This is a genomic window from Pseudomonas sp. No.21, assembly GCF_054558415.1.
In genome coordinates this window covers 296467-317938 of sequence record NZ_BAAJNO010000001.1, presented here as the reverse complement: position 1 = coordinate 317938, position 21472 = coordinate 296467, and the positions used below count along the sequence as shown (strand labels likewise).

The window sequence follows — 21472 nt, the reverse complement described above, 5'->3', positions numbered from 1 at the left end:
CTTAGCTGACGGCGTCCACCATGCCGTGCCGCACGGCCAGCAGGGCCAGCTCGACGTCACTGGAGATGGAAAGCTTGTCGAAGATCCGGTAGCGGTAGGTATTCACGGTCTTCGGCGACAGGCAGAGCTTGTCGGAAATGGTCTGCACCTTCTGGCAGTTGGCGATCATCAGGGCGATCTGGATCTCACGCTCCGAAAGAAGATCGAAGGGGGAACCGCTGGTCTGCGGCTGGAATGACTTGAGTGCCAACTGCTGAGCGATCTGCGGACTGATGTAGCGCTGCCCACCAAAGACCTGGCGGATGGCCTGGACCATCTCTTCCAGCGCCGCGCCCTTGGTCAGGTACCCGGCAGCACCTGCCTGAAGCAGGCGTGTAGGAAACGGGTCCTCTTCACACACGGTAACGGCTACGACCTTCAGATCGGGTTGGCTGCGCAACAACTTCCGGGTGGCCTCCAGACCGCCGATGCCGGGCATCTTCACGTCCATGAGTACGACATCCGGCTTGAGCTCGCGCGCCTTCTTCAGGGCCTCCTCGCCGCTGTCGGCCTGCCCGATCACCTGCAGGCCGTCGATGTCGGCCAACATGCGCGTAATACCCGTTCGAACCAGATCGTGGTCATCGACCACCAGTACCCTAATCAAGCGACACCTCACAGTGCATCGCAGACCGCCTGGGCGGCTGGATTGTGGAAAGGCAGATACATTATCAAGACTGGTTCACAAGACCTAGCTTGATTCATAACCGTCAAATAGCAAGCGCCAGCAAAACACAGACCATGAGGACTGACAATCGAGCACCGGGTAAGGAGACGCCTGCGCCTAAGCCCGCATCACAGGACCGATCTAAAGGTATGGCACGCCAATGGCTGGAACGAAAGCCGCGTACAACCACGGCGCAGCGACTGAGACATGAGTTGTAGTTAAAGCACTGCCGGCCTCGCCAAACCACGTGGCGCCGACAAGCAGTCGAGCGATCCCTACGCAGTTATCGGCAGTTCGTCGCCTCTCCATCGACCGAGGAGGCTCCAAACCCAGAAGGTATGACCGTTATATGGATGAGCTTGACGAGCGAGCACTCGGAGATCCCCATGTACCAGAAACGCCAAAGCCCCGCATAACGGGGCTTTGCTGCGCAGGAATATGGCGGAAGCGGTGAGATTCGAACTCACGGACAGTTTCCCGTCGGCGGTTTTCAAGACCGCTGCCTTCAACCACTCGGCCACACTTCCGCATTTGCGGGCCGCCATACTACCCGAACGCAACACGCTGTCAAACTCTCGCAACAGAGCCGCTACGGACCTCTGTTATGATTTCGAGCGACTGCGGTCACGGACCCAATTTCTTGCAGGAGTTTTGCAATGAGCGATCAAGATTACGTACTGAACCAGGCGCAGGCCGGCGGGCTCGAAATCAGCCGTGTGCTGCGCAACACCTACGGGCTGCTGGCGCTGACCCTGGCATTCAGCGGCCTGGTCGCCTATGTCGCGCAGCAGATGCGCGTCGCCTACCCGAGCATTTTCGTGGTGCTGATCGGCTTCTACGGTCTGTTCTTCCTTACCGTGAAGCTGCGCAACTCGGCCTGGGGCCTGCTCTCCACCTTCGCCCTGACCGGTTTCATGGGCTACACCCTTGGCCCGATCCTCAACCGTTACCTGGGCATGCCCAATGGCGGTGAAGTGATCAGTTCAGCCTTCGCCATGACGGCACTGGTGTTCTTCGGCCTGTCCGCCTACGTGCTGACCACCCGCAAGGACATGAGCTTCCTGGGTGGCTTCATCACCGCTGGCTTCTTCGTGTTGATCGGCGCAATGCTGGCGAGCTTCTTCTTCGACATCAGCGGCCTGCAGCTGGCAATCAGCGCCGGCTTCGTGGTCTTCGCCTCGGTCTGCATCCTGTTCCAGACCAGCGCGATCATCCACGGTGGTGAGCGCAACTACATCATGGCGACCATCAGCCTGTACGTATCGATCTACAACCTGTTCGTCAGCCTGCTGCAGATCTTCGGCGTGATGAGCGGCGACGACTGATAGCTGTGCCTTGGAGAAGCCCGCTTCGGCGGGCTTTTTCTTGCCTGCAAAAGCCGGTCGCAAGCCGTATCATGCGCCCAGCTATCCCGCTCGAAGCACTGTCATGAAATTCGCCATCGCCCTCTTCGCTCCTGCCCATGCACCCTCCTCCCGCCGCGCCCTGCGCTTTGCCGAGGCGGCGCTGGACAGCGGTCATGAAATCACGCGCCTGTTCTTCTACCAGGACGGCGTTCACAGCGCCTCCGCCAATGTAGTGACCCCACAGGACGAGCCGGACATCGCCCGTGACTGGTCCAGGTTCGTGGCCGATCACCAACTGGATGGCGTGGTCTGCATCGCCGCCGCCCTGCGTCGGGGCGTGATCAACCAGGAGGAGGCCGAGCGCTATGGTCGTGCAGCCGCCAACCTGGCACCGGGCTGGGAGCTATCCGGTCTGGGCCAGTTGCATGAAGCCGCGCAGATGGCCGATCGCCTGATCTGCTTCGGGGGGGACTGAAATGGCCAAATCCATGTTGATCATCACCCGCCGCGCGCCCTGGGCCGGCCCTGGTGCGCGCGAAGCGCTGGATATCGCACTGGCCGGCGGCGCCTTCGATTTGCCGCTGGCGATGCTGTTCCTCGACGACGGTGTCTTCCAACTCGCCAGCAGCCAGGCTCCAGGCAGGCTGGAGCAGAAGGACCTCACCGCCAACCTGCAGGCACTGCCGCTGTTCGGCGTGGAATCGCTTTACGCCAGTGCCCACAGCCTGAGCCAGCGCGGCCTGGCCACCGACAGCCTGAATCTTCCCGTCGAAGTGCTGGATGATGCCGCCTTGCGCACCCTTATCGAGCGCCATGACCAAGTGATCACCCTCTGATGAGTACATTGCACCTGCTTTCCCATTCGCCGTTTGGCGACGACCACTTCGACAGTTGCCTGCGCCTGGTGGGCAACCAGGACGCTATCCTGCTCAGCGGTGAAGCCGTCCAGGCCCTGCGCGCCTCGACCCACCCACGTCAATGCCTGGAGCAGCTCCCCGAAGGCATTGCCCTATTCGCGCTGGAAGAAGACGTGGCGGCGCGCGCAATCGGCAGCCAGCCCAGCCGCATCAAGTTGCTGGACTACCCCGGCTTCGTGACGCTATGCGTGCAGTACGACAAGGTGAACAGCTGGCTATGAGCAGCCTCGATCTGAACGGACGCAGCATCCCGCTCGACAAGGATGGCTATCTGCAGGAGCTGGCCGATTGGTCCCATCCCGTGGCGGAAGCACTCGCCGCGCGGGAGGAGATCACATTGCAGGCCGAGCACTGGGAAATCCTCGAGCTGCTGCGGCGCTTCTATGCCGAATTCCAGCTGTCGCCGGCCAATCGGCCGCTGATCAAGTACGTCGCCCAGCAGCTCGGCCCGGAAAAGGGCAACAGCCTGCACCTCAACCACCTGTTCAAGGGCGCACCGGCCAAGCTTGCCGCCAAGCTCGCCGGCCTGCCCAAGCCGACCAATTGCCTATGACTCCCGCCGCCCCTGTTGAACACCCCTTCGCCCAGTTCGTCCGCATCCTGGGCAAGGGCAAGCGTGGCGCCCGCCACCTGAGCCGCGAAGAAGCCCGCGAGGCCATGGGCATGCTGCTGGAGGGCAAGACCGAAGACAGCCAGCTCGGCGCCTTCCTCATGCTGCTGCGGCACAAGGAAGAAAGCGCCGAAGAGCTGGCCGGCTTCACCGAAGCCTTCCGCGCGCGCAACCATGCCCCGGCAATCCAGGTGGACATCGACTGGCCCAGCTACGCCGGCAAGAAGCGCCACCACCCCTGGTTCCTCCTGGCAGCCAAGGCCCTGGCCAATGGCGGGGTACGCATCCTGCTGCACGGCGGCGGCTTGCACACGGCCGGGCGCATCTACACCGAACAATGCCTGGAGCTGCTGGGCATCCCCGACTGCGCCGACTGGCAGGAGGTCAGCCAGGCGCTGGACCACCAGCGCATCGCCTTCATCCCTCTGGGGGCCTGGGCGCCGACGCTGCAGCGCATGATCGACTTGCGCAACATCCTCGGCCTGCGCTCTCCCATCCACTCGCTTGCTCGCATTCTCAACCCACTCGGCGCCCGCTGCGGCCTGCAGAGCATCTTCCATCCCGGCTACCAGGCGGTGCACAGGGAAGCCAGCCAGCTACTGGGGGACCACGCCATCGTCATCAAGGGCGAGGGCGGCGAGATCGAAGTGAACCCGGATGCCGCCTGCCACCTCTTCGGCACCGAAGGCGGCGAGGCCTGGGATGAAGAGTGGCCCGCCCTATCGCCGCTGCGCCATGTCAAACCAGAGCGCATCGAAGCGGCGCAGCTGGAGGGCGTGTGGGACGGCAGCATCGACGATGCCTACGCCCGACTCGCCATCCTCGGCACCATGGCACTCGCGCTGCGCGGTCTCGGTCATCCCCGCGAGGCTGCCTTCAGCGAAGCCGAGCGACTGTGGAAAGAGCGAAACGCTTCGAATTAATCGATAAAAAACACTTTGAATTTGCGCTATTCAATCGACTCAACACCATTAGACTGAGCCCAATTTCCAATTCAGAGGGTCAGAGCCATGGGATTGCTGGTCGAAGGCAAATGGCAGGACAAGTGGTACGACACTGCCAAGGACGGCCGCTTCCAACGTGAAAGCGCACGCCGGCGCAACTGGATCACCGCTGACGGGTCGCCCGGCCCGAGCGGCAAGGGTGGCTTCACAGCCGAACCGGGGCGCTATCACCTCTACGTATCACTGGCCTGCCCCTGGGCACACCGCACGCTGATCTTCCGCAAGCTGAAGGGGCTGGAAAGCCTGATCGACATCTCGGTGGTCAGCTGGCTGATGCTGGAGAACGGCTGGACCTTCGATCGCAGCCATGGATCGAGTGGCGATGCCCTCGGCAACCTGGATTATCTCCATCAGCGCTACACCCGCGATGATGCCGGGTATACCGGTCGCGTGACCGTGCCGTTGCTGTGGGACACATTCGAGGAGCGGATCGTCAGTAACGAATCCTCCGAGATCATCCGCATGTTCAACTCGGCGTTCGACGGCCTCACGAACGATCGCCAGGACTTCTATCCGCTGGCCCTGCGGACGGAGATCGACGCCCTCAACGAGCGCATCTACCCGGCCATCAACAACGGCGTATACCGGGCGGGCTTCGCCACCACCCAGGAAGCCTACGAGGAAGCCTTCGGCGAACTGTTCCGCGAGCTGGACAGGCTGGAAGCGCTACTGGGCGAGCGTCGCTACCTGGCAGGAGCCCACGTGACCGAGGCCGACTGGAGACTCTTCACCACGCTGATACGTTTCGATGCGGTCTACCACGGGCACTTCAAGTGCAACCTGAGGCGCCTTGCCGACTACCCCAACCTGTCTGGCTGGCTGCGTGAGCTCTATCAGTGGCCAGGCGTGGCCGAAACGGTGAACTTCGAGCACATCAAGGGGCATTACTACGCGAGCCACCGCACCATCAACCCGACCGGGATCATCCCCGCAGGCCCGCTGCAGGACTTCAACCAGCCCCACGGCCGCGACCACCTGCCCGGTAAAGGGGTGGCTCAGTCGAGCTGAGCCCCTTCGAACCAGGCGAGCTTGTCACGCAGCTGCACCACCTCGCCCACGATCACCAGCGTGGGCGCATGCACCTCATGCTGGGCGACCAGCTGCGGCAAGTCGCCGAGGGTGCCGGTAAAAACCCGCTGGTTGCTGGTGGTGCCCTGCTGCACCAGGGCGGCCGGGGTATGGGCCGAGCGCCCGTGGCGGATCAGCTCGCTGCAGATAGTCGGCAAGCCGACCAGGCCCATGTAGAAGACCAGGGTCTGGCCCGGCGCGACCAGGTCGTTCCAGGGCAGGTCGCTACTGCCGTCCTTCAGGTGCCCGGTAACGAAGCGCACCGATTGGGCGTGGTCACGGTGGGTCAGCGGGATACCGGCATAGGCCGCGCAGCCCGAGGCGGCGGTAATGCCCGGCACCACCTGGAAGGGAATGCCGTTGGCCGCCAGCTCGCCGATCTCCTCGCCACCACGTCCGAAGATGAACGGGTCCCCTCCCTTCAGGCGCAGCACGCGCTTGCCCTGGCGCGCCAAGTCGATCAACAGGCGATTGATCTCCTCCTGCGGCACGGCATGCTCCGAACGACGCTTGCCCACATAGATGCGTTCGGCGTCGCGCCGGCACATCTCGACGATCGGGCCCGCCACCAGGCGGTCGTAGAGCACCACATCGGCCTGCTGCATCAGGCGCAGGGCGCGGAACGTCAAAAGGTCGGGATCACCGGGGCCGGCGCCCACCAGGTAGACCTCGCCCAGCGCCCGCTTCGCACCGCCACCGGCCACACGCTCTTCGAGCATGCGCTCGGCTTCGGCGGGCTGCCCGGCAAGCATGCGCTCGGCGATCGGCCCCTGGAAAACGTCCTCCCAGAACACGCGTCGTTGCTGCACATCGGGGAACAGGGTCTTGACCCGGCTGCGGAAGCGCTTGGCGAGCCCCGCCAACTGGCCATAGGCGGAAGGAATCCAGGTTTCGATCTTGGCGCGGATCAGCCGGGCCAGCACTGGGGCATCCCCGGCACTCGACACGGCGACGATCAGCGGCGAACGGTCGACGATGGCGGGAAAGATCACGCTGCACAGCGCCGGCGCATCGACCACGTTGACCGGCACGCCGCGCGCCTGGGCCTGTTGCGAGATCAATGCGTTGAGGGACTCGTCATCGGTCGCGGCAATGACCAGCACGCACTGATCGAGGTCCGCCTCCGCATAGCCACGGACATGGGCCAGCCCCGACGAAGCCCCCACCAGCTTAATCAACTGACTGTCGATCTGCGGCGCTACCACCCGGAGAACCGCTCCGGCATCCGCCAGCAGGCGGGCCTTGCGCAGTGCGACTTCGCCACCGCCGACGACGAGCACCTGACGGCCCTTGAGGTTATGGAAGAGCGGGAGGAAATCCATGGGAGCGCCTTGCTGCAGTGGTTGCCGTGGAAAACGACGCCCGCATCCGGCAGGAGCCGGAACGCGGGCGCTCGGGAAAGCTCGAACCGCTCCCGCGCACGCGGGGCGGCGAGGATCAACCGATGATTTCGATACCGCCCATGTAGGGTTTGAGGACGTCCGGCACGCGAATGGAACCATCCGCCTGCTGGTAGTTCTCCAACACGGCTACCAGGGTACGGCCGACGGCCAGGCCGGAGCCGTTGAGGGTGTGCACGAGCTCGGGCTTGCCGGTTTCCGGGTTGCGGTAGCGAGCCTGCATACGGCGGGCCTGGAAGTCACCACAGTTGGAGCAGGAGGAAATCTCGCGGTACTTGTCCTGGCTCGGCACCCAGACCTCCAGGTCGTAGGTCTTGGTCGCGCCAAAGCCCATGTCGCCGGTGCACAGGGCGAGAACGCGATACGGCAGCTCCAGCAGTTGCAGGACCTTCTCGGCATTGGCGGTCAGGCCTTCCAGTGCCTCAAAGGACTTGGACGGCTCGACGATCTGCACCATCTCGACCTTGTCGAACTGGTGCTGGCGGATCATGCCGCGCGTGTCGCGACCGGAAGCGCCCGCTTCGCTGCGGAAGCAGGGGGTGTGGGCGACGAACTTCAACGGCAGCTGCTTCACGTCGAGGATTTCACCGGCGACGATGTTGGTCAGGGACACTTCGGCGGTAGGGATCAGGTACAGATCCGCTTCGTCCTCGCGACCGATCTTGAACAGGTCTTCCTCGAACTTGGGCAACTGGCCGGTGCCTTGCAGTGCCGGGGCCTGGACCAGGTAAGGGGTATAGGCCTCTTCGTAGCCGTGCTCGGCGGTATGCAGGTTGATCATGAACTGCGCCAGGGCGCGGTGCAGGCGGGCGATGGGGCCGCGCAGCAAGGCGAAGCGTGCACCGGAGAGCTTGGCGGCGGTCTCGAAGTCCAGCCAGCCATGGATTTCACCCAGGCTCACGTGGTCCTTGATCTCGAAATCGAAGCTGCGCGGTGTACCCCAGCGGCGGACCTCGACGTTGCCATCTTCATCCTCGCCCACGGGTACGGAGGCGTCCGGCAGGTTGGGGATGTTCAGCAGCAGGTTGTCCAGTTCGGCCTGGATGCTCTCCAGTTCGCGCTTGCCCTCTTCCAGCTCGGTCCCCATGCGGTCGACATCGGCCAGCAGCGGCGCGATGTCCTCGCCGCGCTGCTTGGCCTGGCCAATGGCCTTGGAGCGACTGTTGCGCTCGGCCTGCAGCTGCTCAGTGCGGGTCTGCACGGACTTACGCTGGTTCTCCAGAGATTCGAGGCGCGCCACGTCCAGTTGGAAGCCACGGGTGGCGAGGCGATCGGCCACGTCCTGGGTCTGGGTGCGTACCAGTTTGGAATCGAGCATGTGAGGTTCCCGTCTATCAGAATTTGGTCAGTGTCAGGCCGGCCCAGGTCGCGAGCAGGCCTCCCAGCACGCTCACCGCCACATAGCCAAAGGCCAGGGGCAGCTGGCCGCTTTCCAGCAAGCGCAGCGTGTCCAGGGAAAAGGATGAAAACGTCGTCAGGCCGCCCAGGAAACCGACCATGAGCCCGGCACGGATCTCCACAGGCACTTCAGGACGCTGGAGGAACAGGCCGTAGAGAAAGCCGATGAGCAGGCAGCCGACGATATTGACGGCAAGAGTACCGGCGTAGAAGTAACGAGGCCAGTGGGCAGCCACCCAGTTGCCCGTGGCGAAACGCAGGAGGGTGCCGACGATACCCCCCAGGGACACCGAGAGAATCAAGGGGCTCAAGGCCTTCTCCTTCTGGGGCTGCGCGCATCGAGCCCAGCCAGGTGATCGAGCTTGTCGCGAATCTTCAGCTCCAGCCCCCGAGGCACAGGCTGGTAGTACTGGCGGGGCTCGAGCTTCTCTGGGAAGTAGTCCTCGCCCGCAGCATAGGCATCCGGCTCATCATGGGCGTAGCGATATTCGTCGCCGTAGCCGAGCTGCTTCATCAGCTTGGTCGGCGCATTGCGCAGGTGCAGCGGCACCTCGTGGGAACCATTCTCGGCGACATCACGCATGGCCGCCTTGAAGGCGGTGTAGACAGCGTTGCTCTTCGGCGCGCAGGCCAGGTAGACGATGGCCTGGGCCACCGCCAATTCACCTTCCGGACTGCCGAGGCGCTCCTGCACATCCCAGGCGGCCAGGCACAGGCTCAAGGCACGGGGGTCGGCATTGCCGATGTCTTCGCTGGCCATGCGCACCACGCGGCGCGCGATGTAGAGCGGGTCGCAGCCACCGTCGATCATGCGCGCATACCAATAAAGCGCACCGTCGGGGCTGGAGCCACGCACCGACTTGTGCAGCGCGGAAATCTGGTCGTAAAAGGCCTCGCCACCCTTGTCGAAACGACGACGGCTGTCACCGAGCAGATTTTGCAGCAGCTCGGGGGCGATCTCGCTGTCGTCCTCGGCGAGGTCCGCCGCATTCTCCAGCAGGTTGAGCAAGCGCCGGCCATCGCCGTCGGCTGCCGCTACCAGGATCGCGAAGCTCTCATCAGGCAGGCGCAGCTTTCGCTTGCCGAGCCCCTTGTCCTCGTTCAGCGCCCGATCGACGAGACGGCGCAGTGCCGCTTCGTCCAGGCTCTTGAGCACATAGACCCGGGCACGGGAAAGCAACGCGTTGTTCAGCTCGAACGAAGGATTCTCGGTGGTGGCACCGATGAAAATCAGCGTGCCGTCCTCGACATAGGGAAGGAAGGCATCCTGCTGGGATTTGTTGAAGCGATGCACCTCGTCGACGAAGAGGATGGTGCGGCGCCCGTATTGGGCGGCCTGCTGCTTGGCCATCTCCACCGACTGGCGGATTTCCTTGACGCCGGAGAGCACCGCGGAAATCGTCTCGAAATGGGCATCGCTGACCTGGGCCAGAAGCTTGGCCAGGGTGGTCTTGCCCACCCCGGGCGGCCCCCAGAAGATCATCGAGTGCAACGCCCCCTGCTCCAGCGCCTCACGCAGGGGCTTGCCCGGCGCCAGCAGGTGCTCCTGGCCAACGTACTCGTCCAGGCTGTTGGCACGCAGGCGCGCGGCCAGGGGCTGGGCGATGGGCTCGGAACGGAACAGGTCCATGGGTACGCGTGAAACCTCTTATTCCTGGATGACGTCGGCGCCTTCCGGAACCTTGAAGTCGAACTGGGCGGCGTCGATGGACTGGTTCATCTTCACGCCGAGGAAGAGGATGTTGGTGCGCTGGCCGACGCTGTCGATCAGTTGCATGTCGTTGATCACGCCATTGCGGAAGGACAGACGCAGGGTGTCGAACAAGGTGTCCTTGGCCTTCGGCTTGAGGATGAAGTCGACCACGTCGCCCCCTTCCTTGTGGCTGATCTCGAAGTTCTCGCTGATCTTGGACACATCGCCGGACAGCAGCAGCGCCGGCGTATGCGTGAGGCGCTGATCAAGGGTCTGAATCGTGACCTGTTCCAGGTCCGGGTCATACAGCCAGACCTTCTGTCCATTGGAAACCAGCAATTGCTCCATCGGCTCGTCGGTGTGCCAGCGGAACAGGCCCGGGCGCTTGAGGGCGAGCTCGCCGGAGGTTTCCTGCAACTGGGTACCGGAACCATCGAGGGTCAGCTGGGAAAAGCGACCGGTGATGGTCTGGGCCTTGTTGAGCATTTCGGTCAGGCGGGCGATGGCCACCTGGTCATCAGCCTGGGCCTGCATGGCACCAAGGCTCAGTGCGGCAACGAGCAGCATGCGGATCAGTCGCATGGGGGTCCTCATCAGAATTCCGTTCAGGGTTAGTCGCGAACCGGGCCCGGCGCGATCACGTCACGCGAGCCGTTGGTGTTCATGGGCGTGACCACGCCGGCCATCTCCATCGCCTCGATCATTCGGGCGGCGCGGTTGTAGCCGATCTTGAGCTTGCGCTGTACCGCGGAGATGGACGCGCGGCGGCTCTCGGTGACGAAGCGCACGGCCTCGTCGTAGAGCGGGTCTTCCTCACTGCCTTCACCGCCCTCACCGCCATCGAAGCCGCCGCTGGAGCCACCACTACCCTCGTCGACGCCCGCGAGAATGTCTTCGATGTAGTCGGGAGCGCCACGCAGCTTCCAGGCCTCGACCACGCGATGCACCTCGTCGTCGGAGACGAAGGCGCCGTGGACACGGATCGGCAAGCCGGTGCCCGGCGGCAGGTAGAGCATGTCGCCGTGGCCCAGCAGTTGCTCGGCGCCGCCCTGATCGAGGATGGTGCGCGAGTCGATCTTGCTGGAGACCTGGAAGGCCATGCGGGTCGGGATGTTGGCCTTGATCAGGCCGGTGATCACGTCCACCGAGGGGCGCTGGGTGGCGAGGATCAGGTGGATGCCCGCCGCACGTGCCTTCTGCGCGATACGGGCGATCAGCTCTTCCACCTTCTTGCCGACGATCATCATCATGTCGGCGAATTCGTCGACGATCACCACGATGGTCGGCAGTTGCTTCAGCAGCGGCGCTTCGTCTTCCATGCTCTCGCGGCGATAGAGCGGGTCGGTCAGCGGCGTGCCGGCCTCCTCCGCGTCCTTGACCTTACGGTTGAAGCCCGCCAGGTTGCGCACGCCCATGGCGGCCATCAGCTTGTAGCGCCGCTCCATCTCGGCGACGCTCCAGCGCAGCGCGTTGGCGGCTTCCTTCATGTCGGTCACGACCGGGCACAGCAGGTGCGGAATGCCTTCGTAGATCGACAGTTCGAGCATCTTCGGGTCGATCATGATCAGCCTCGCCTGCTCGGGCGTGGACTTGAACAGGATCGACAGGATCATGGCGTTGACGCCCACGGACTTACCGGAGCCAGTGGTACCGGCCACCAGCAGGTGCGGCATGCGGGCCAGGTCGGTGATCACCGGGCGCCCACCGATGTCGTGGCCGAGGGCCATGGTGACCGGCGACTTGGCCTCGTCGTACTCGGTCGAGGACAGCACTTCGGAGAAGCGCACGATCTGGCGGTCTTCGTTGGGAATTTCGATGCCCACGGTGGTCTTGCCGGGAATGACCTCCACCACGCGGACGCTGATCACGGCGAGGGAGCGCGCCAGGTCCTTGGCCAGGTTGGAGATACGACTGACCTTGACGCCTGCGGCGGGCTGGATCTCGAAACGGGTGATCACGGGGCCCGGGTGCACGGATTCGACTATCACTTCGACGCCGAACTCCTTGAGCTTGATCTCCAGCAGGCGTGACATGGCCTCGAGGGATTCGGGGGAGTAGCTCTTCTGCTTCTTCTCGGCCACATCGAGGATGGAGATCGGCGGCAGGGTGCCCTCTACGGCGCTATCGACGAACAGAGGGACCTGCTTCTCCTTCTGCACGCGCTTGCTGGGCTCGGCAGCCTTGGCCGGCGCGGGGGGGGTGATGACCGGTGCCGGACGCTTGTCGCGCTCGATCATGTGCTTGGCCAGGGCTTCTTCGCGCTCGATCAGGCGCTCCTTGACCTTCGCCTGCTCGCGACTGTCGCGAACCACGGGCGCGGCGACCTCGTTGACGCGGTCATCCACCTCGCGCAGCTTGGCCACGAGCTGCTTGCGCTCGGCACGCGCACTCCACCAGCGGTTGATCAGGCTCTGGATCAGTTCGACCAGGTCGAGAGTGATCTTGCCGGTCAGGTCCATCACCTTGAACCACGACAGGTCGGTGAACACCGTCAGGCCGAAGAGGAACAGGGCGAAGAACATCAGTGTGCTGCCCTGCACGTTCAGGGCGTTGACCGCCAGGTGGCTGAGGCTTTCGCCCAGCGCACCGCCGGCGGATGCAGGCATGCCGACGCTGTCCTGGAAGTGGATATCGGCCAACGCGGCACCCGAAAGCACCAGGAAGACGAGCCCGATCAGGCGCCAGGAGAACAGCCAGCCACTCCAGTCGATGGCCTGGTGGCGATGACGAAACACCTGCAGCGTCTTGATCGCAAGCAGCAACGGGAAGATGTAGGCGAAGTAGCCCAGGGCCATGAAGAGGATGTCGGCGAACCAGGCGCCCAGGCGGCCTGCGGCGTTCTGTACCTGCTCGACATTGCTGGTGTGGGTCCAGCCCGGATCGGAAGAGTCGTAGGTGAGCAACGCCATCCACAGGTAGAGGCACAACGCGCCCAGCGCGATCAGCGCACCTTCCTTGAGGCGGTAATGCAGTTGCTGGCGCCAGACGGGCGTCTGGGCAGTACTCGTGGAATTCTTCAAACGCCTTTTTTCCTGCGCCCTTGGCGCGTTCAAGAATCGGTTACTGGCGGAAATGCCGCCCATTGTACGGGTTTAACCGCCCGGCGCCACAGCGTCCGCCCTGGCCGCGGGGCGTTTTGCGGCTGATTCGTGCTTCGGTGTAGCATAGCCGCCAGCATCTTGCGCAGCGCTCAATTTGAGCATGCATTCTCTTTTGTGACAAAGACTTATGAGGCCTTTTTATGAGCGACGTCAAGCATTCACGCCTGATCATCCTGGGCTCCGGCCCAGCCGGTTACACCGCTGCCGTGTATGCCGCCCGCGCCAACCTCAAACCCGTTGTCATCACCGGCATCCAGCCGGGCGGCCAACTCACCATCACCACCGAGGTCGACAACTGGCCGGGTGACGTCGAAGGCCTCACCGGCCCCGCCCTGATGGAGCGCATGCAGAAGCACGCCGAACGCTTCGACACCGAGATCGTCTACGACCACATCCATACCGCCGAGTTGCAGCAACGCCCGTTCATTCTCAAGGGCGACAGCGGAACCTATAGCTGCGATGCACTGATCATCGCCACCGGCGCCTCCGCCCAGTACCTGGGCCTGCCGTCCGAGGAAGCCTTCGCCGGCAAGGGCGTCTCGGCCTGCGCCACCTGCGACGGCTTCTTCTACCGCAACCAGGTGGTCTGCGTGATCGGCGGCGGCAACACCGCCGTCGAGGAAGCCCTCTACCTTTCCAATATCGCCAAGGAAGTCCACCTGATCCACCGCCGCGACAAGCTGCGCTCGGAGAAGATCCTCCAGGACAAACTGTTCGAGAAAGCCAAGAACGGCAATGTGCGCCTGCACTGGAACCACACCCTGGAAGAGGTGCTGGGCGACGCCACCGGCGTGACCGGCGTCCGACTGAAAGACACCACCAACGGCGAAACCAAGGAAATGCCCCTGGCCGGCGTCTTCATCGCCATCGGCCACAAGCCCAACACCGAACTGTTCCAGGGCCAACTGGAAATGCGTGACGGCTACCTGGTGGTCCGCGGCGGCTCCGAAGGCAATGCCACCGCCAGCAGCATCGAGGGCGTTTTCGCCGCTGGCGACGTGGCCGACCACGTCTATCGCCAGGCGATCACCTCGGCAGGCGCCGGCTGCATGGCCGCGCTGGATGCCGAAAAATTCCTCGACGACAACTGAGGCGCAGGGGCGGCGCACCTCACGCCGCCCTCCCCTTCCCATGCTGACCTGGCTTAGCCGCGAAAACCTCACCTTCCCGCCCCTCGAGCGCGCCCTCCGCGAGCCCAACGGACTGCTGGCGGCCGGCGGCGACCTGTCCCCCGAACGATTGGTCCAAGCCTATCGCCACGGCTGCTTTCCCTGGTTCCAGGATGGCCAGCCGATCCTCTGGTGGTCACCCGACCCGCGCACCGTTCTACCCCCACAGGAGGTGCACGTTTCCCGCAGCCTCGCCAAGCTGATCCGCCAGCAACGCTTCCGCGTCACCTTCGACCAGTGTTTCGCCGCCGTCATCGAGGCTTGCGCCGGGCCACGCAGCTACACCGATGGCACCTGGATCACCACGCCGATGCAGGCCGCCTATCTGGAACTGCATCGCCGCGGCATCGCCCACTCGGTCGAGGTCTGGCTGGATGACGAACTGGTCGGCGGCCTGTACGGGCTCGCCATGGGCAAGCTGTTCTTCGGCGAATCCATGTTCAGCCGCACCGATAACGCTTCCAAGGTCGGGTTCGTGACCCTCACCCGACACCTCAACGACTGGGGCTTCGTGCTCATCGACTGCCAGATGCCGACCCAGCACCTGCACAGCTTCGGCGCCCGCTCGATCACCCGTGAGAAGTTCTCGCGCTACCTCCAGCTTTATCTCGACCAACCCAACAGCGCCAACTGGGTTGTCGCCTAGGCGAGTCGCCAAGCCTGGCTTACACTTGCGGAAGGCTTTTTCGAGATTCGACCATGACCGAGCTGGCTCGCCTGAAGTTCTATGCCACTCAACCGCATCCTTGCAGCTACCTGCCCGAGGAACAGGCCACCACACTGTTTCTCGATCCCAGCCAGCCGATGGATGTGGAGGTCTACGCCGAGCTCTCGGAAATGGGTTTCCGCCGTAGTGGCGACCACCTCTACCGCCCACATTGCCAACGCTGCACAGCCTGCGTACCGGCCCGCATCCCCGCCGAAGCCTTTGCACCCAGCCGTCAGCAGCGACGCATACTCAAGCGCAACACCGACATCGAAGTCCGTGCCGTGCGCCCAGCATTCAACGAAGAGTATTACGCCCTCTATGTGCGCTACATCGAGGAGCGCCATGCCGACGGCGACATGTACCCACCAAGTCGCGATCAGTTTTCCACCTTCCTGGTCCGCGACCTGCCTTTCTCGCGCTTCTACGAATTCCGCCTGGAGAGTCGACTGGTCGCGATCGCCGTGACCGACGTCCTGCCCAACGGCCTCTCCGCCGTCTACACCTTCTACGACCCATCGGAAGAGCGCCGCAGCCTCGGCCGCTTCGCCATCCTCTGGCAGATCGGCGAGACCTTGCGCCTGGGCCTCCAGGCGGTCTATCTCGGCTACTGGATCAAGAACTGCAGGAAGATGAACTACAAGACCCAATACCGCCCCATTGAGCTCTTCGTCAATCAGCGCTGGGTCACCCTCACCTGAAACCCTTGGCTTACGATGCATTTTTCGGGCACAATGCACGCCGTTTTTGCCAGGCGCCGTTTGCACCCGGCCAATCATTGATACCGAGGGCTTTACTGCATGTCGAAAGAAGACAGCTTCGAAATGGAAGGCACTGTCATCGATACCCTGCCCAACACCATGTTCCGCGTGGAGTTGGAAAACGGGCACGTCGTCACCGCGCATATTTCCGGCAAGATGCGCAAGAACTACATCCGCATCCTTACCGGTGACAAGGTTCGCGTCGAGCTGACCCCCTACGACCTGAGCAAAGGCCGCATCACCTACCGCGCCCGCTAATCAGGCAAACAATAAAAAGCCCGGCAATCGCCGGGCTTTTTGCGTTTCTCCACATCAGCATCAGGCCATTTCAGCAGTGGTCTCGAAGTCGAACTCGAGCTCATCGTCCTTCACGTCGATGTGGACCACGCCACCGTGCTCGGCCAACTCACCAAACAGGATCTGCTCCGCCAGCGGCCGCTTGATCTTGTCCTGAATCAGGCGCGCCATGGGTCGAGCCCCCATCTGCGCGTCATAGCCACGCTCACCCAGCCAACTACGCGCCTCGTCACTGACGACCAGTTGAACGCGCTTGTCTTCCAACTGCGCCTGCAGCTCGGTCAGGAACTTGTCGACGACGCTCTTGATGGTTTCGTGAGTGAGGCGACCGAACTGGATGATGGTGTCCAGGCGGTTGCGGAACTCCGGCGTGAAACTCTTCTTGATCACTTCCATCGCATCGGACGAGTGGTCCTGATGAGTGAAGCCGATGGAAGCGCGCGAAGCGGTTTCAGCCCCCGCGTTGGTGGTCATGATCACGATGACATTACGGAAGTCTGCCTTGCGGCCGTTGTTGTCAGTGAGCGTACCGTGATCCATGACCTGCAGAAGCAGGTTGAAGACCTCGGGATGCGCCTTCTCGATCTCGTCGAGCAGAAGGACGCAGTGCGGCATTTTGGTGATGGCTTCGGTGAGTAATCCACCCTGATCGAAACCGACGTACCCCGGAGGCGCACCGATGAGGCGCGAAACAGTGTGCCGCTCCATGTACTCGGACATGTCGAAGCGCACCAGCTCGATCCCCATGGCCTTGGCCAACTGGCGAGCGACCTCGGTCTTGCCGACACCGGTGGGGCCGGCGAAGAGGAAGGAACCCACAGGCTTGTCCGGCGACTTGAGACCTGCCCGGGACAGCTTGATGGCAGTCGACAGGGAGTCGATGGCCGCATCCTGGCCGAATACCGTCAGCTTCAGGTCGCGCTCGAGGTTGCGCAGCAACTCCTTATCGGAGCTGGTGACGTGCTTCGGAGGAATCCGCGCGATCTTGGCGACGATGTCCTCGACCTGGGCAACATCGATACGCGGAGCACGCTTGTCTTCGGGCTGCAAGCGCTGGTAGGCGCCCGCCTCGTCGATGACGTCGATGGCCTTGTCGGGCATATGACGGTCGTTGATGTAGCGCGCCGCGAGCTCCGCAGCCGCACGCAACGCCTCATCGCTGTATTCGATATGGTGGTGCTGCTCGAAGCGCCCCTTCAGGCCACGGAGGATGCCGACGGTGTCCTCAACGGAAGGCTCGGTAACATCGACCTTCTGGAAGCGCCGCGCGAGGGCGCGGTCCTTCTCGAAGATGCCACGGAACTCTTGGAAGGTTGTGGAGCCGATGCAGCGGATCTCGCCGGAAGAGAGCAGCGGCTTCAGCAGGTTGGACGCGTCCATTACCCCCCCCGAGGCTGCGCCAGCACCGATGATGGTGTGGATCTCGTCGATGAAGAGGATGGCGTGCGGACGCTTGCGCAGCTCGTTCAGCAGCGCCTTGAAGCGCTTCTCGAAGTCACCACGGTATTTGGTACCGGCCAGCAATGCCCCAAGGTCCAGCGAATAGACGACGCTGTCGGCCAGCAGGTCGGGGACCTGATTGTCGACGATGCGCTTGGCAAGGCCCTCGGCGATGGCCGTCTTGCCGACGCCCGCCTCCCCCACCAGCAACGGGTTGTTCTTGCGGCGACGGGCAAGGATCTGCGCCACGCGCTCGACCTCGGCCTCACGCCCGACCAGAGGATCGATGCGCCCCTGGCGCGCCAGCTCGTTCAGATTGCTCGCATAGGCATCCAGCGGATGCCCAGCGGAAGAAGATTCCCCACCTTCGTCATCCTGCATTTCCTGCTCGCTATCATGCTGCTCGCCATGGCCGGGCACCTTGGAGATGCCGTGGGCGATGTAGTTGACGACATCGATACGGGCGACGCTCTGCTGCTTGAGCAGGAATACCGCCTGGCTTTCCTGCTCACTGAAGATGGCCACCAGCACATTGGCACCGGTGACTTCGCGCTTGCCCGAGCTCTGTACGTGGAACACGGCGCGCTGCAACACGCGCTGGAAACCGAGCGTGGGCTGGGTTTCGCGATCCTCGTCATGCTGAGGGATCAGCGGCGTGGTGGAGTCAATGAATTCCTGCAGGTCATGCCGCAGCTTGTCCAGGTTCGCGCCACAGGCTTTCAGCACTGCAGAAGCGGCATCGTTATCAAGAAGGGCAAGCAACAGATGCTCGACCGTCATGAACTCATGACGCTTGGCGCGGGCCTCCTTGAAGGCAAGATTGAGGGTGACTTCGAGCTCACGGTTTAACATAGCTTCACCTCATACCCAAGCGGTCGGCGTTAACCGTCCTTCTCGATCTCACAGAGTAGCGGATGCTGACTCTCTCTCGCGTATTGATTCACCTGCATAGCCTTGGTTTCAGCAATATCGCGTGTAAACACCCCACAGACCGCCCGCCCCTCGGTGTGAACGGTCAGCATGACCTTGGTCGCCGTTTCGCGGTTGTGATTGAAGAACACCTCAAGAACCTCGACGACGAAATCCATCGGCGTGTAGTCATCGTTAAACATGACCACCTTATACATAGGTGGCGCCTGAAGGATCGGCTTGGCTTCCTGGACGACCAGACCCGTGTCGTCGTCCCCATGATGCCCAGGGCGATCCTGATTGAATGTTAGTCGAATCTGGCTGCTTGCATGCATGCTGGAATAAAGCTTCTTGATAGGCGAAAGGAAGACGCCGTTTGGACTTTGACCCGCTTCTCGGCTGGTCGCTGCATCGCCTTGACTAAAGGCAAAACGGTGTTACAAACAATGGATACCCACCTACGGGTATCAGGGGTTCCGCACCCTCGTCCATTCGGTCGAAACAGGCGCGGGGTCGAAGTGGATGATACTCCAGTGATGGAGTCCTTTGCAGAGGGATATCAGCATGGTTAGCGGTAAGGTCAAGTGGTTCAACAACGCCAAGGGCTATGGATTTATCCTCGCTGACGGCCGAGATGAGGACCTGTTCGCCCATTATTCGGCCATCCAGATGGATGGTTACAAAACCTTGAAAGCTGGCCAACCGGTAAGCTTCGATATCATCCAGGGCCCCAAAGGCCTGCACGCCGTGAACATCAGTACGGTCACGGCAAACTCCGAAGCACCTGCCGCCACTGCCAGCCTCCCCCAGGGCAGCACGGTCGAAGCTTGAGCCCATTCCTTAGGGCATAAAAAAGGCCGGTCATGATGACCGGCCTTTTTGTTTACACCATCAGTCTCACATGTGAGCGATGGTGGCGTCGCCGAAGCCAGAGCAGGAAACCAGCTTGGCACCGTCCATCAGGCGCTCGAAGTCGTAAGTCACGGTCTTCGCAGCGATGGCACCGTTGGTGCCCTTGATGATCAGGTCGGCAGCCTCGGTCCAGCCCATGTGGCGCAGCATCATCTCGGCGGAGAGGATGACCGAGCCCGGGTTGACCTTGTCCTGGCCAGCGTACTTGGGCGCAGTGCCATGGGTCGCTTCGAACATGGCGATGGTGTCGGACAGGTTGGCACCCGGAGCGATACCGATCCCACCCACCTCGGCCGCCAGGGCGTCGGACAGGTAGTCACCGTTCAGGTTCAGGGTGGCGATCACGTCGTACTCGGCCGGACGCAGCAGGATCTGCTGCAGCATGGCGTCGGCGATGGCGTCTTTCACCACGATGTTCTTGCCGGTGTTCGGGTTCTTGAACTGCATCCACGGGCCGCCATCCAGCAGCTCGGCGCCGAACTCTTCACGCGCGACTTCGTAGCCCCACTCTTTGAAGGCACCTTCGGTGAACTTCATGATGTTGCCTTTGTGGACGATGGTCACGGAGCTGCGATCGTTGTCCACGGCGTACTGCAGGGCTTTGCGCACGAGACGCTTGGTGCCTTCCAGGGAAACCGGCTTGATGCCGATACCGCAGTTTTCAGTGAAGCGAATCTTCTTGACGCCCATTTCCTCGGTGAGGAACTTGATGACCTTCTCGGCCTCAGGGGAGCCAGCTTTCCACTCAACGCCTGCGTAGATGTCTTCCGAGTTCTCACGGAAGATCACCATGTCCACGTCACCGGGCTTCTTGACCGGGCTGGGCACGCCTTCGAACCAGCGAACGGGGCGCTGGCAAACATACAGATCCAGCTCCTGGCGCAGGGCCACGTTCAGGGAGCGGATGCCACCACCGACCGGAGTGGTCAGCGGGCCTTTGATGGAAACGACGTAGTCACGCACCGCTTCCAGGGTTTCTTTCGGCAGCCAGGTGTCCTGGTCGTAGACCTGGGTGGCCTTCTCGCCAGCGTAGACTTCCATCCAGGAGATCTTGCGAGTGCCGTTGTAGGCCTTGGCAACGGCGGCATCTACCACCTTGATCATGACTGGGCTGATGTCGACGCCGATGCCATCACCTTCGATGAAGGGGATGATCGGGTTATTCGGGACGTTCAGGGACATATCGGCATTGACGGTGATTTTGTCACCGGTAGCAGGCACCTGGATCTTTTGGTATCCCATGCTGGACTCCGTAGTTCTCGTGGTCTGACAACCATCACGCGGTCGGCGCGACGGATGGATCTTGGGTCTCGGAAAGGCGGGACATTCTTGTAGTTTTTCTACAGAAAGTCACGCACTTTTCCTTGTTCACGCAGAGCAGGCTGGCAGTTAAACCCGCATGAAACCTGTGCTTTAGCCGTGCATGTAGTCAAACTACAACATCGCTACACATGGCCACCTGAGCAAGCGCTATTCATCCTAGCAGCTTGCTTCCGGATTGCCGCTCCTCTCGCCTCCCCCTCCGCGGATGACTAAGATTGGCCGCCCACCGAGGAGGATCCCATGCGCTTCACCCCCCATGTCACAGTCGCCACCCTGGTAGAAGACCAGGGCCGTTTTCTGATGGTCGAGGAGATATCGGATGGCCGGGCGGTATTAAACCAGCCTGCCGGCCACTTGGAAGCCGACGAAAGTCTCATCCAGGCCGCCCTGCGCGAAACCCTCGAGGAAACCGGTTGGGAAGTCGAGTTGACCGCGGTCACCGGCATCTACCTCTATACAGCTCCGAGCAACGGCGTGACCTACCAGCGCGTCTGCTTCGCCGCGCGCCCGCTGCGCCACCGCCCCGAGCGCGAGCTCGACACCGGCATCATTGGCCCGCGCTGGCTGACCCGTGACGAGCTCCTGGCCCACCGCGAACAATGGCGCAGTCCGCTGATCATCCGCTGCATCGACGACTACCTGGCCGGAGAACGCTTCCCACTGAGCCTGATCCGCGACCCGGCGTGATCGCCCGAGCCGACCGCACCTGTTA

At 62.6% G+C, this 21472-nt stretch carries 23 protein-coding genes and 1 tRNA gene; 13 read left to right on the top strand and 11 right to left on the bottom strand.

What is annotated here, in order from left to right:
- Window position 1: 1 nt before the first annotated feature.
- Window positions 2–646, bottom strand: a complete 645-nt coding sequence (gacA, locus tag ACYJSS_RS01445; protein WP_111259911.1) for a response regulator transcription factor GacA — start codon at window positions 644–646, stop codon at window positions 2–4.
- Between the two features lie 499 nt (window positions 647–1145).
- Window positions 1146–1233: transfer RNA gene (locus ACYJSS_RS01440), tRNA-Ser, on the bottom strand.
- Window positions 1234–1362: 129 nt separating this feature from the next.
- On the opposite strand from ACYJSS_RS01440, the gene ACYJSS_RS01435 reads away from it, so the two are divergent.
- From ACYJSS_RS01435 to ACYJSS_RS01405, 7 genes are all read left to right on the top strand, one after another.
- Window positions 1363–2031, top strand: a complete 669-nt coding sequence (locus ACYJSS_RS01435; RefSeq protein WP_111262163.1) for a Bax inhibitor-1/YccA family protein — start codon at window positions 1363–1365, stop codon at window positions 2029–2031.
- 103 nt (window positions 2032–2134) lie between these two features.
- Window positions 2135–2527, top strand: coding sequence for a sulfurtransferase complex subunit TusD (tusD, locus tag ACYJSS_RS01430; protein WP_111262162.1), 393 nt, complete (start codon window positions 2135–2137; stop codon window positions 2525–2527).
- 1 nt (window position 2528) lies between these two features.
- Window positions 2529–2888: a sulfurtransferase complex subunit TusC gene (gene tusC, locus ACYJSS_RS01425; RefSeq protein WP_111262161.1), complete on the top strand. Its 360-nt coding sequence runs from the start codon at window positions 2529–2531 to the stop codon at window positions 2886–2888.
- Window positions 2888–3190: a sulfurtransferase complex subunit TusB gene (tusB, locus tag ACYJSS_RS01420; RefSeq protein ID WP_111262160.1), complete on the top strand. Its 303-nt coding sequence runs from the start codon at window positions 2888–2890 to the stop codon at window positions 3188–3190. The genes tusC and tusB overlap by 1 nt, the downstream gene beginning before the upstream one ends.
- Window positions 3187–3522, top strand: coding sequence for a TusE/DsrC/DsvC family sulfur relay protein (locus ACYJSS_RS01415; protein ID WP_111262159.1), 336 nt, complete (start codon window positions 3187–3189; stop codon window positions 3520–3522). Before tusB ends, ACYJSS_RS01415 begins: the two co-directional genes overlap by 4 nt.
- Complete coding sequence (locus ACYJSS_RS01410; RefSeq protein WP_111262158.1) at window positions 3519–4502, top strand: glycosyl transferase family protein; 984 nt, start codon at window positions 3519–3521, stop codon at window positions 4500–4502. The genes ACYJSS_RS01415 and ACYJSS_RS01410 overlap by 4 nt, the downstream gene beginning before the upstream one ends.
- An 87-nt stretch (window positions 4503–4589) precedes the next feature.
- The gene (locus ACYJSS_RS01405) at window positions 4590–5591 is read left to right on the top strand and encodes a glutathione S-transferase family protein (protein WP_111262157.1); all 1002 of its coding nucleotides are present in this window, start codon (window positions 4590–4592) and stop codon (window positions 5589–5591) included.
- Here ACYJSS_RS01405 and cysG read toward each other — a convergent pair.
- The 6 genes from cysG to ftsK form a co-directional block, all read right to left on the bottom strand.
- Entirely contained in the window at window positions 5579–6973 is a 1395-nt protein-coding gene (gene cysG, locus ACYJSS_RS01400) for a siroheme synthase CysG (protein ID WP_111262156.1), read from the bottom strand. The genes ACYJSS_RS01405 and cysG overlap by 13 nt on opposite strands.
- Window positions 6974–7088: 115 nt before the next feature.
- Window positions 7089–8369: a serine--tRNA ligase gene (serS, locus tag ACYJSS_RS01395; protein ID WP_111262155.1), complete on the bottom strand. Its 1281-nt coding sequence runs from the start codon at window positions 8367–8369 to the stop codon at window positions 7089–7091.
- Between the two features lie 16 nt (window positions 8370–8385).
- Entirely contained in the window at window positions 8386–8760 is a 375-nt protein-coding gene (gene crcB, locus ACYJSS_RS01390; RefSeq protein ID WP_111262154.1) for a fluoride efflux transporter CrcB, read from the bottom strand.
- Window positions 8757–10079 (bottom strand): replication-associated recombination protein A, encoded by a 1323-nt coding sequence (locus ACYJSS_RS01385; RefSeq protein ID WP_111262153.1) that lies wholly within the window; start codon window positions 10077–10079, stop codon window positions 8757–8759. Before ACYJSS_RS01385 ends, crcB begins: the two co-directional genes overlap by 4 nt.
- A gap of 18 nt (window positions 10080–10097) precedes the next feature.
- Window positions 10098–10724, bottom strand: a complete 627-nt coding sequence (gene lolA / locus ACYJSS_RS01380; protein WP_111262152.1) for an outer membrane lipoprotein chaperone LolA — start codon at window positions 10722–10724, stop codon at window positions 10098–10100.
- Window positions 10725–10753: 29 nt separating this feature from the next.
- Window positions 10754–13162, bottom strand: a complete 2409-nt coding sequence (gene ftsK, locus ACYJSS_RS01375; RefSeq protein WP_111262151.1) for a DNA translocase FtsK — start codon at window positions 13160–13162, stop codon at window positions 10754–10756.
- Window positions 13163–13383: 221 nt separating this feature from the next.
- Between ftsK and trxB the strand changes: the two genes are divergently transcribed.
- From trxB to infA, 4 genes are all read left to right on the top strand, one after another.
- Window positions 13384–14334 (top strand): thioredoxin-disulfide reductase, encoded by a 951-nt coding sequence (gene trxB / locus ACYJSS_RS01370; protein ID WP_111262150.1) that lies wholly within the window; start codon window positions 13384–13386, stop codon window positions 14332–14334.
- A 40-nt stretch (window positions 14335–14374) separates the two neighbouring features.
- A complete protein-coding gene (gene aat, locus ACYJSS_RS01365; protein WP_111262149.1) occupies window positions 14375–15058 on the top strand; it encodes a leucyl/phenylalanyl-tRNA--protein transferase in 684 nt (227 codons plus the stop codon).
- A gap of 53 nt (window positions 15059–15111) precedes the next feature.
- Complete coding sequence (locus ACYJSS_RS01360; protein ID WP_111262148.1) at window positions 15112–15819, top strand: arginyltransferase; 708 nt, start codon at window positions 15112–15114, stop codon at window positions 15817–15819.
- A 99-nt stretch (window positions 15820–15918) separates the two neighbouring features.
- The gene (gene infA / locus ACYJSS_RS01355) at window positions 15919–16137 is read left to right on the top strand and encodes a translation initiation factor IF-1 (RefSeq protein ID WP_016492441.1); all 219 of its coding nucleotides are present in this window, start codon (window positions 15919–15921) and stop codon (window positions 16135–16137) included.
- A 60-nt stretch (window positions 16138–16197) separates the two neighbouring features.
- Here the strand turns inward: infA and clpA are convergent, their stop codons facing one another.
- Window positions 16198–18468: an ATP-dependent Clp protease ATP-binding subunit ClpA gene (gene clpA / locus ACYJSS_RS01350; RefSeq protein WP_111262147.1), complete on the bottom strand. Its 2271-nt coding sequence runs from the start codon at window positions 18466–18468 to the stop codon at window positions 16198–16200.
- Between the two features lie 29 nt (window positions 18469–18497).
- Entirely contained in the window at window positions 18498–18860 is a 363-nt protein-coding gene (gene clpS / locus ACYJSS_RS01345) for an ATP-dependent Clp protease adapter ClpS (protein ID WP_111262146.1), read from the bottom strand.
- A 229-nt stretch (window positions 18861–19089) separates the two neighbouring features.
- Between clpS and cspD the strand changes: the two genes are divergently transcribed.
- Window positions 19090–19356: a cold shock domain-containing protein CspD gene (cspD, locus tag ACYJSS_RS01340; protein WP_111262174.1), complete on the top strand. Its 267-nt coding sequence runs from the start codon at window positions 19090–19092 to the stop codon at window positions 19354–19356.
- Window positions 19357–19422: 66 nt separating this feature from the next.
- Here the strand turns inward: cspD and icd are convergent, their stop codons facing one another.
- Entirely contained in the window at window positions 19423–20679 is a 1257-nt protein-coding gene (gene icd / locus ACYJSS_RS01335; protein WP_111262145.1) for an NADP-dependent isocitrate dehydrogenase, read from the bottom strand.
- Window positions 20680–21000: 321 nt separating this feature from the next.
- On the opposite strand from icd, the gene ACYJSS_RS01330 reads away from it, so the two are divergent.
- Window positions 21001–21447, top strand: coding sequence for an NUDIX hydrolase (locus ACYJSS_RS01330; protein WP_236205241.1), 447 nt, complete (start codon window positions 21001–21003; stop codon window positions 21445–21447).
- The last annotated feature ends 25 nt before the right edge of the window (window positions 21448–21472 follow it).

Coding starts and splice junctions, on each gene's coding strand:
- ACYJSS_RS01435 (WP_111262163.1), top strand. CDS start 1,363: ATGAGCGATCAAGATTACGTACTGAACCAGGCGCAGGCCGGCGGGCTC.
- tusD (WP_111262162.1), top strand. CDS start 2,135: ATGAAATTCGCCATCGCCCTCTTCGCTCCTGCCCATGCACCCTCCTCC.
- tusC (WP_111262161.1), top strand. CDS start 2,529: ATGGCCAAATCCATGTTGATCATCACCCGCCGCGCGCCCTGGGCCGGC.
- tusB (WP_111262160.1), top strand. CDS start 2,888: ATGAGTACATTGCACCTGCTTTCCCATTCGCCGTTTGGCGACGACCAC.
- ACYJSS_RS01415 (WP_111262159.1), top strand. CDS start 3,187: ATGAGCAGCCTCGATCTGAACGGACGCAGCATCCCGCTCGACAAGGAT.
- ACYJSS_RS01410 (WP_111262158.1), top strand. CDS start 3,519: ATGACTCCCGCCGCCCCTGTTGAACACCCCTTCGCCCAGTTCGTCCGC.
- ACYJSS_RS01405 (WP_111262157.1), top strand. CDS start 4,590: ATGGGATTGCTGGTCGAAGGCAAATGGCAGGACAAGTGGTACGACACT.
- cysG (WP_111262156.1), bottom strand. CDS start 6,973: ATGGATTTCCTCCCGCTCTTCCATAACCTCAAGGGCCGTCAGGTGCTC.
- serS (WP_111262155.1), bottom strand. CDS start 8,369: ATGCTCGATTCCAAACTGGTACGCACCCAGACCCAGGACGTGGCCGAT.
- ACYJSS_RS01385 (WP_111262153.1), bottom strand. CDS start 10,079: ATGGACCTGTTCCGTTCCGAGCCCATCGCCCAGCCCCTGGCCGCGCGC.
- lolA (WP_111262152.1), bottom strand. CDS start 10,724: ATGCGACTGATCCGCATGCTGCTCGTTGCCGCACTGAGCCTTGGTGCC.
- trxB (WP_111262150.1), top strand. CDS start 13,384: ATGAGCGACGTCAAGCATTCACGCCTGATCATCCTGGGCTCCGGCCCA.
- aat (WP_111262149.1), top strand. CDS start 14,375: ATGCTGACCTGGCTTAGCCGCGAAAACCTCACCTTCCCGCCCCTCGAG.
- ACYJSS_RS01360 (WP_111262148.1), top strand. CDS start 15,112: ATGACCGAGCTGGCTCGCCTGAAGTTCTATGCCACTCAACCGCATCCT.
- infA (WP_016492441.1), top strand. CDS start 15,919: ATGTCGAAAGAAGACAGCTTCGAAATGGAAGGCACTGTCATCGATACC.
- clpA (WP_111262147.1), bottom strand. CDS start 18,468: ATGTTAAACCGTGAGCTCGAAGTCACCCTCAATCTTGCCTTCAAGGAG.
- clpS (WP_111262146.1), bottom strand. CDS start 18,860: ATGCATGCAAGCAGCCAGATTCGACTAACATTCAATCAGGATCGCCCT.
- cspD (WP_111262174.1), top strand. CDS start 19,090: ATGGTTAGCGGTAAGGTCAAGTGGTTCAACAACGCCAAGGGCTATGGA.
- icd (WP_111262145.1), bottom strand. CDS start 20,679: ATGGGATACCAAAAGATCCAGGTGCCTGCTACCGGTGACAAAATCACC.
- ACYJSS_RS01330 (WP_236205241.1), top strand. CDS start 21,001: ATGCGCTTCACCCCCCATGTCACAGTCGCCACCCTGGTAGAAGACCAG.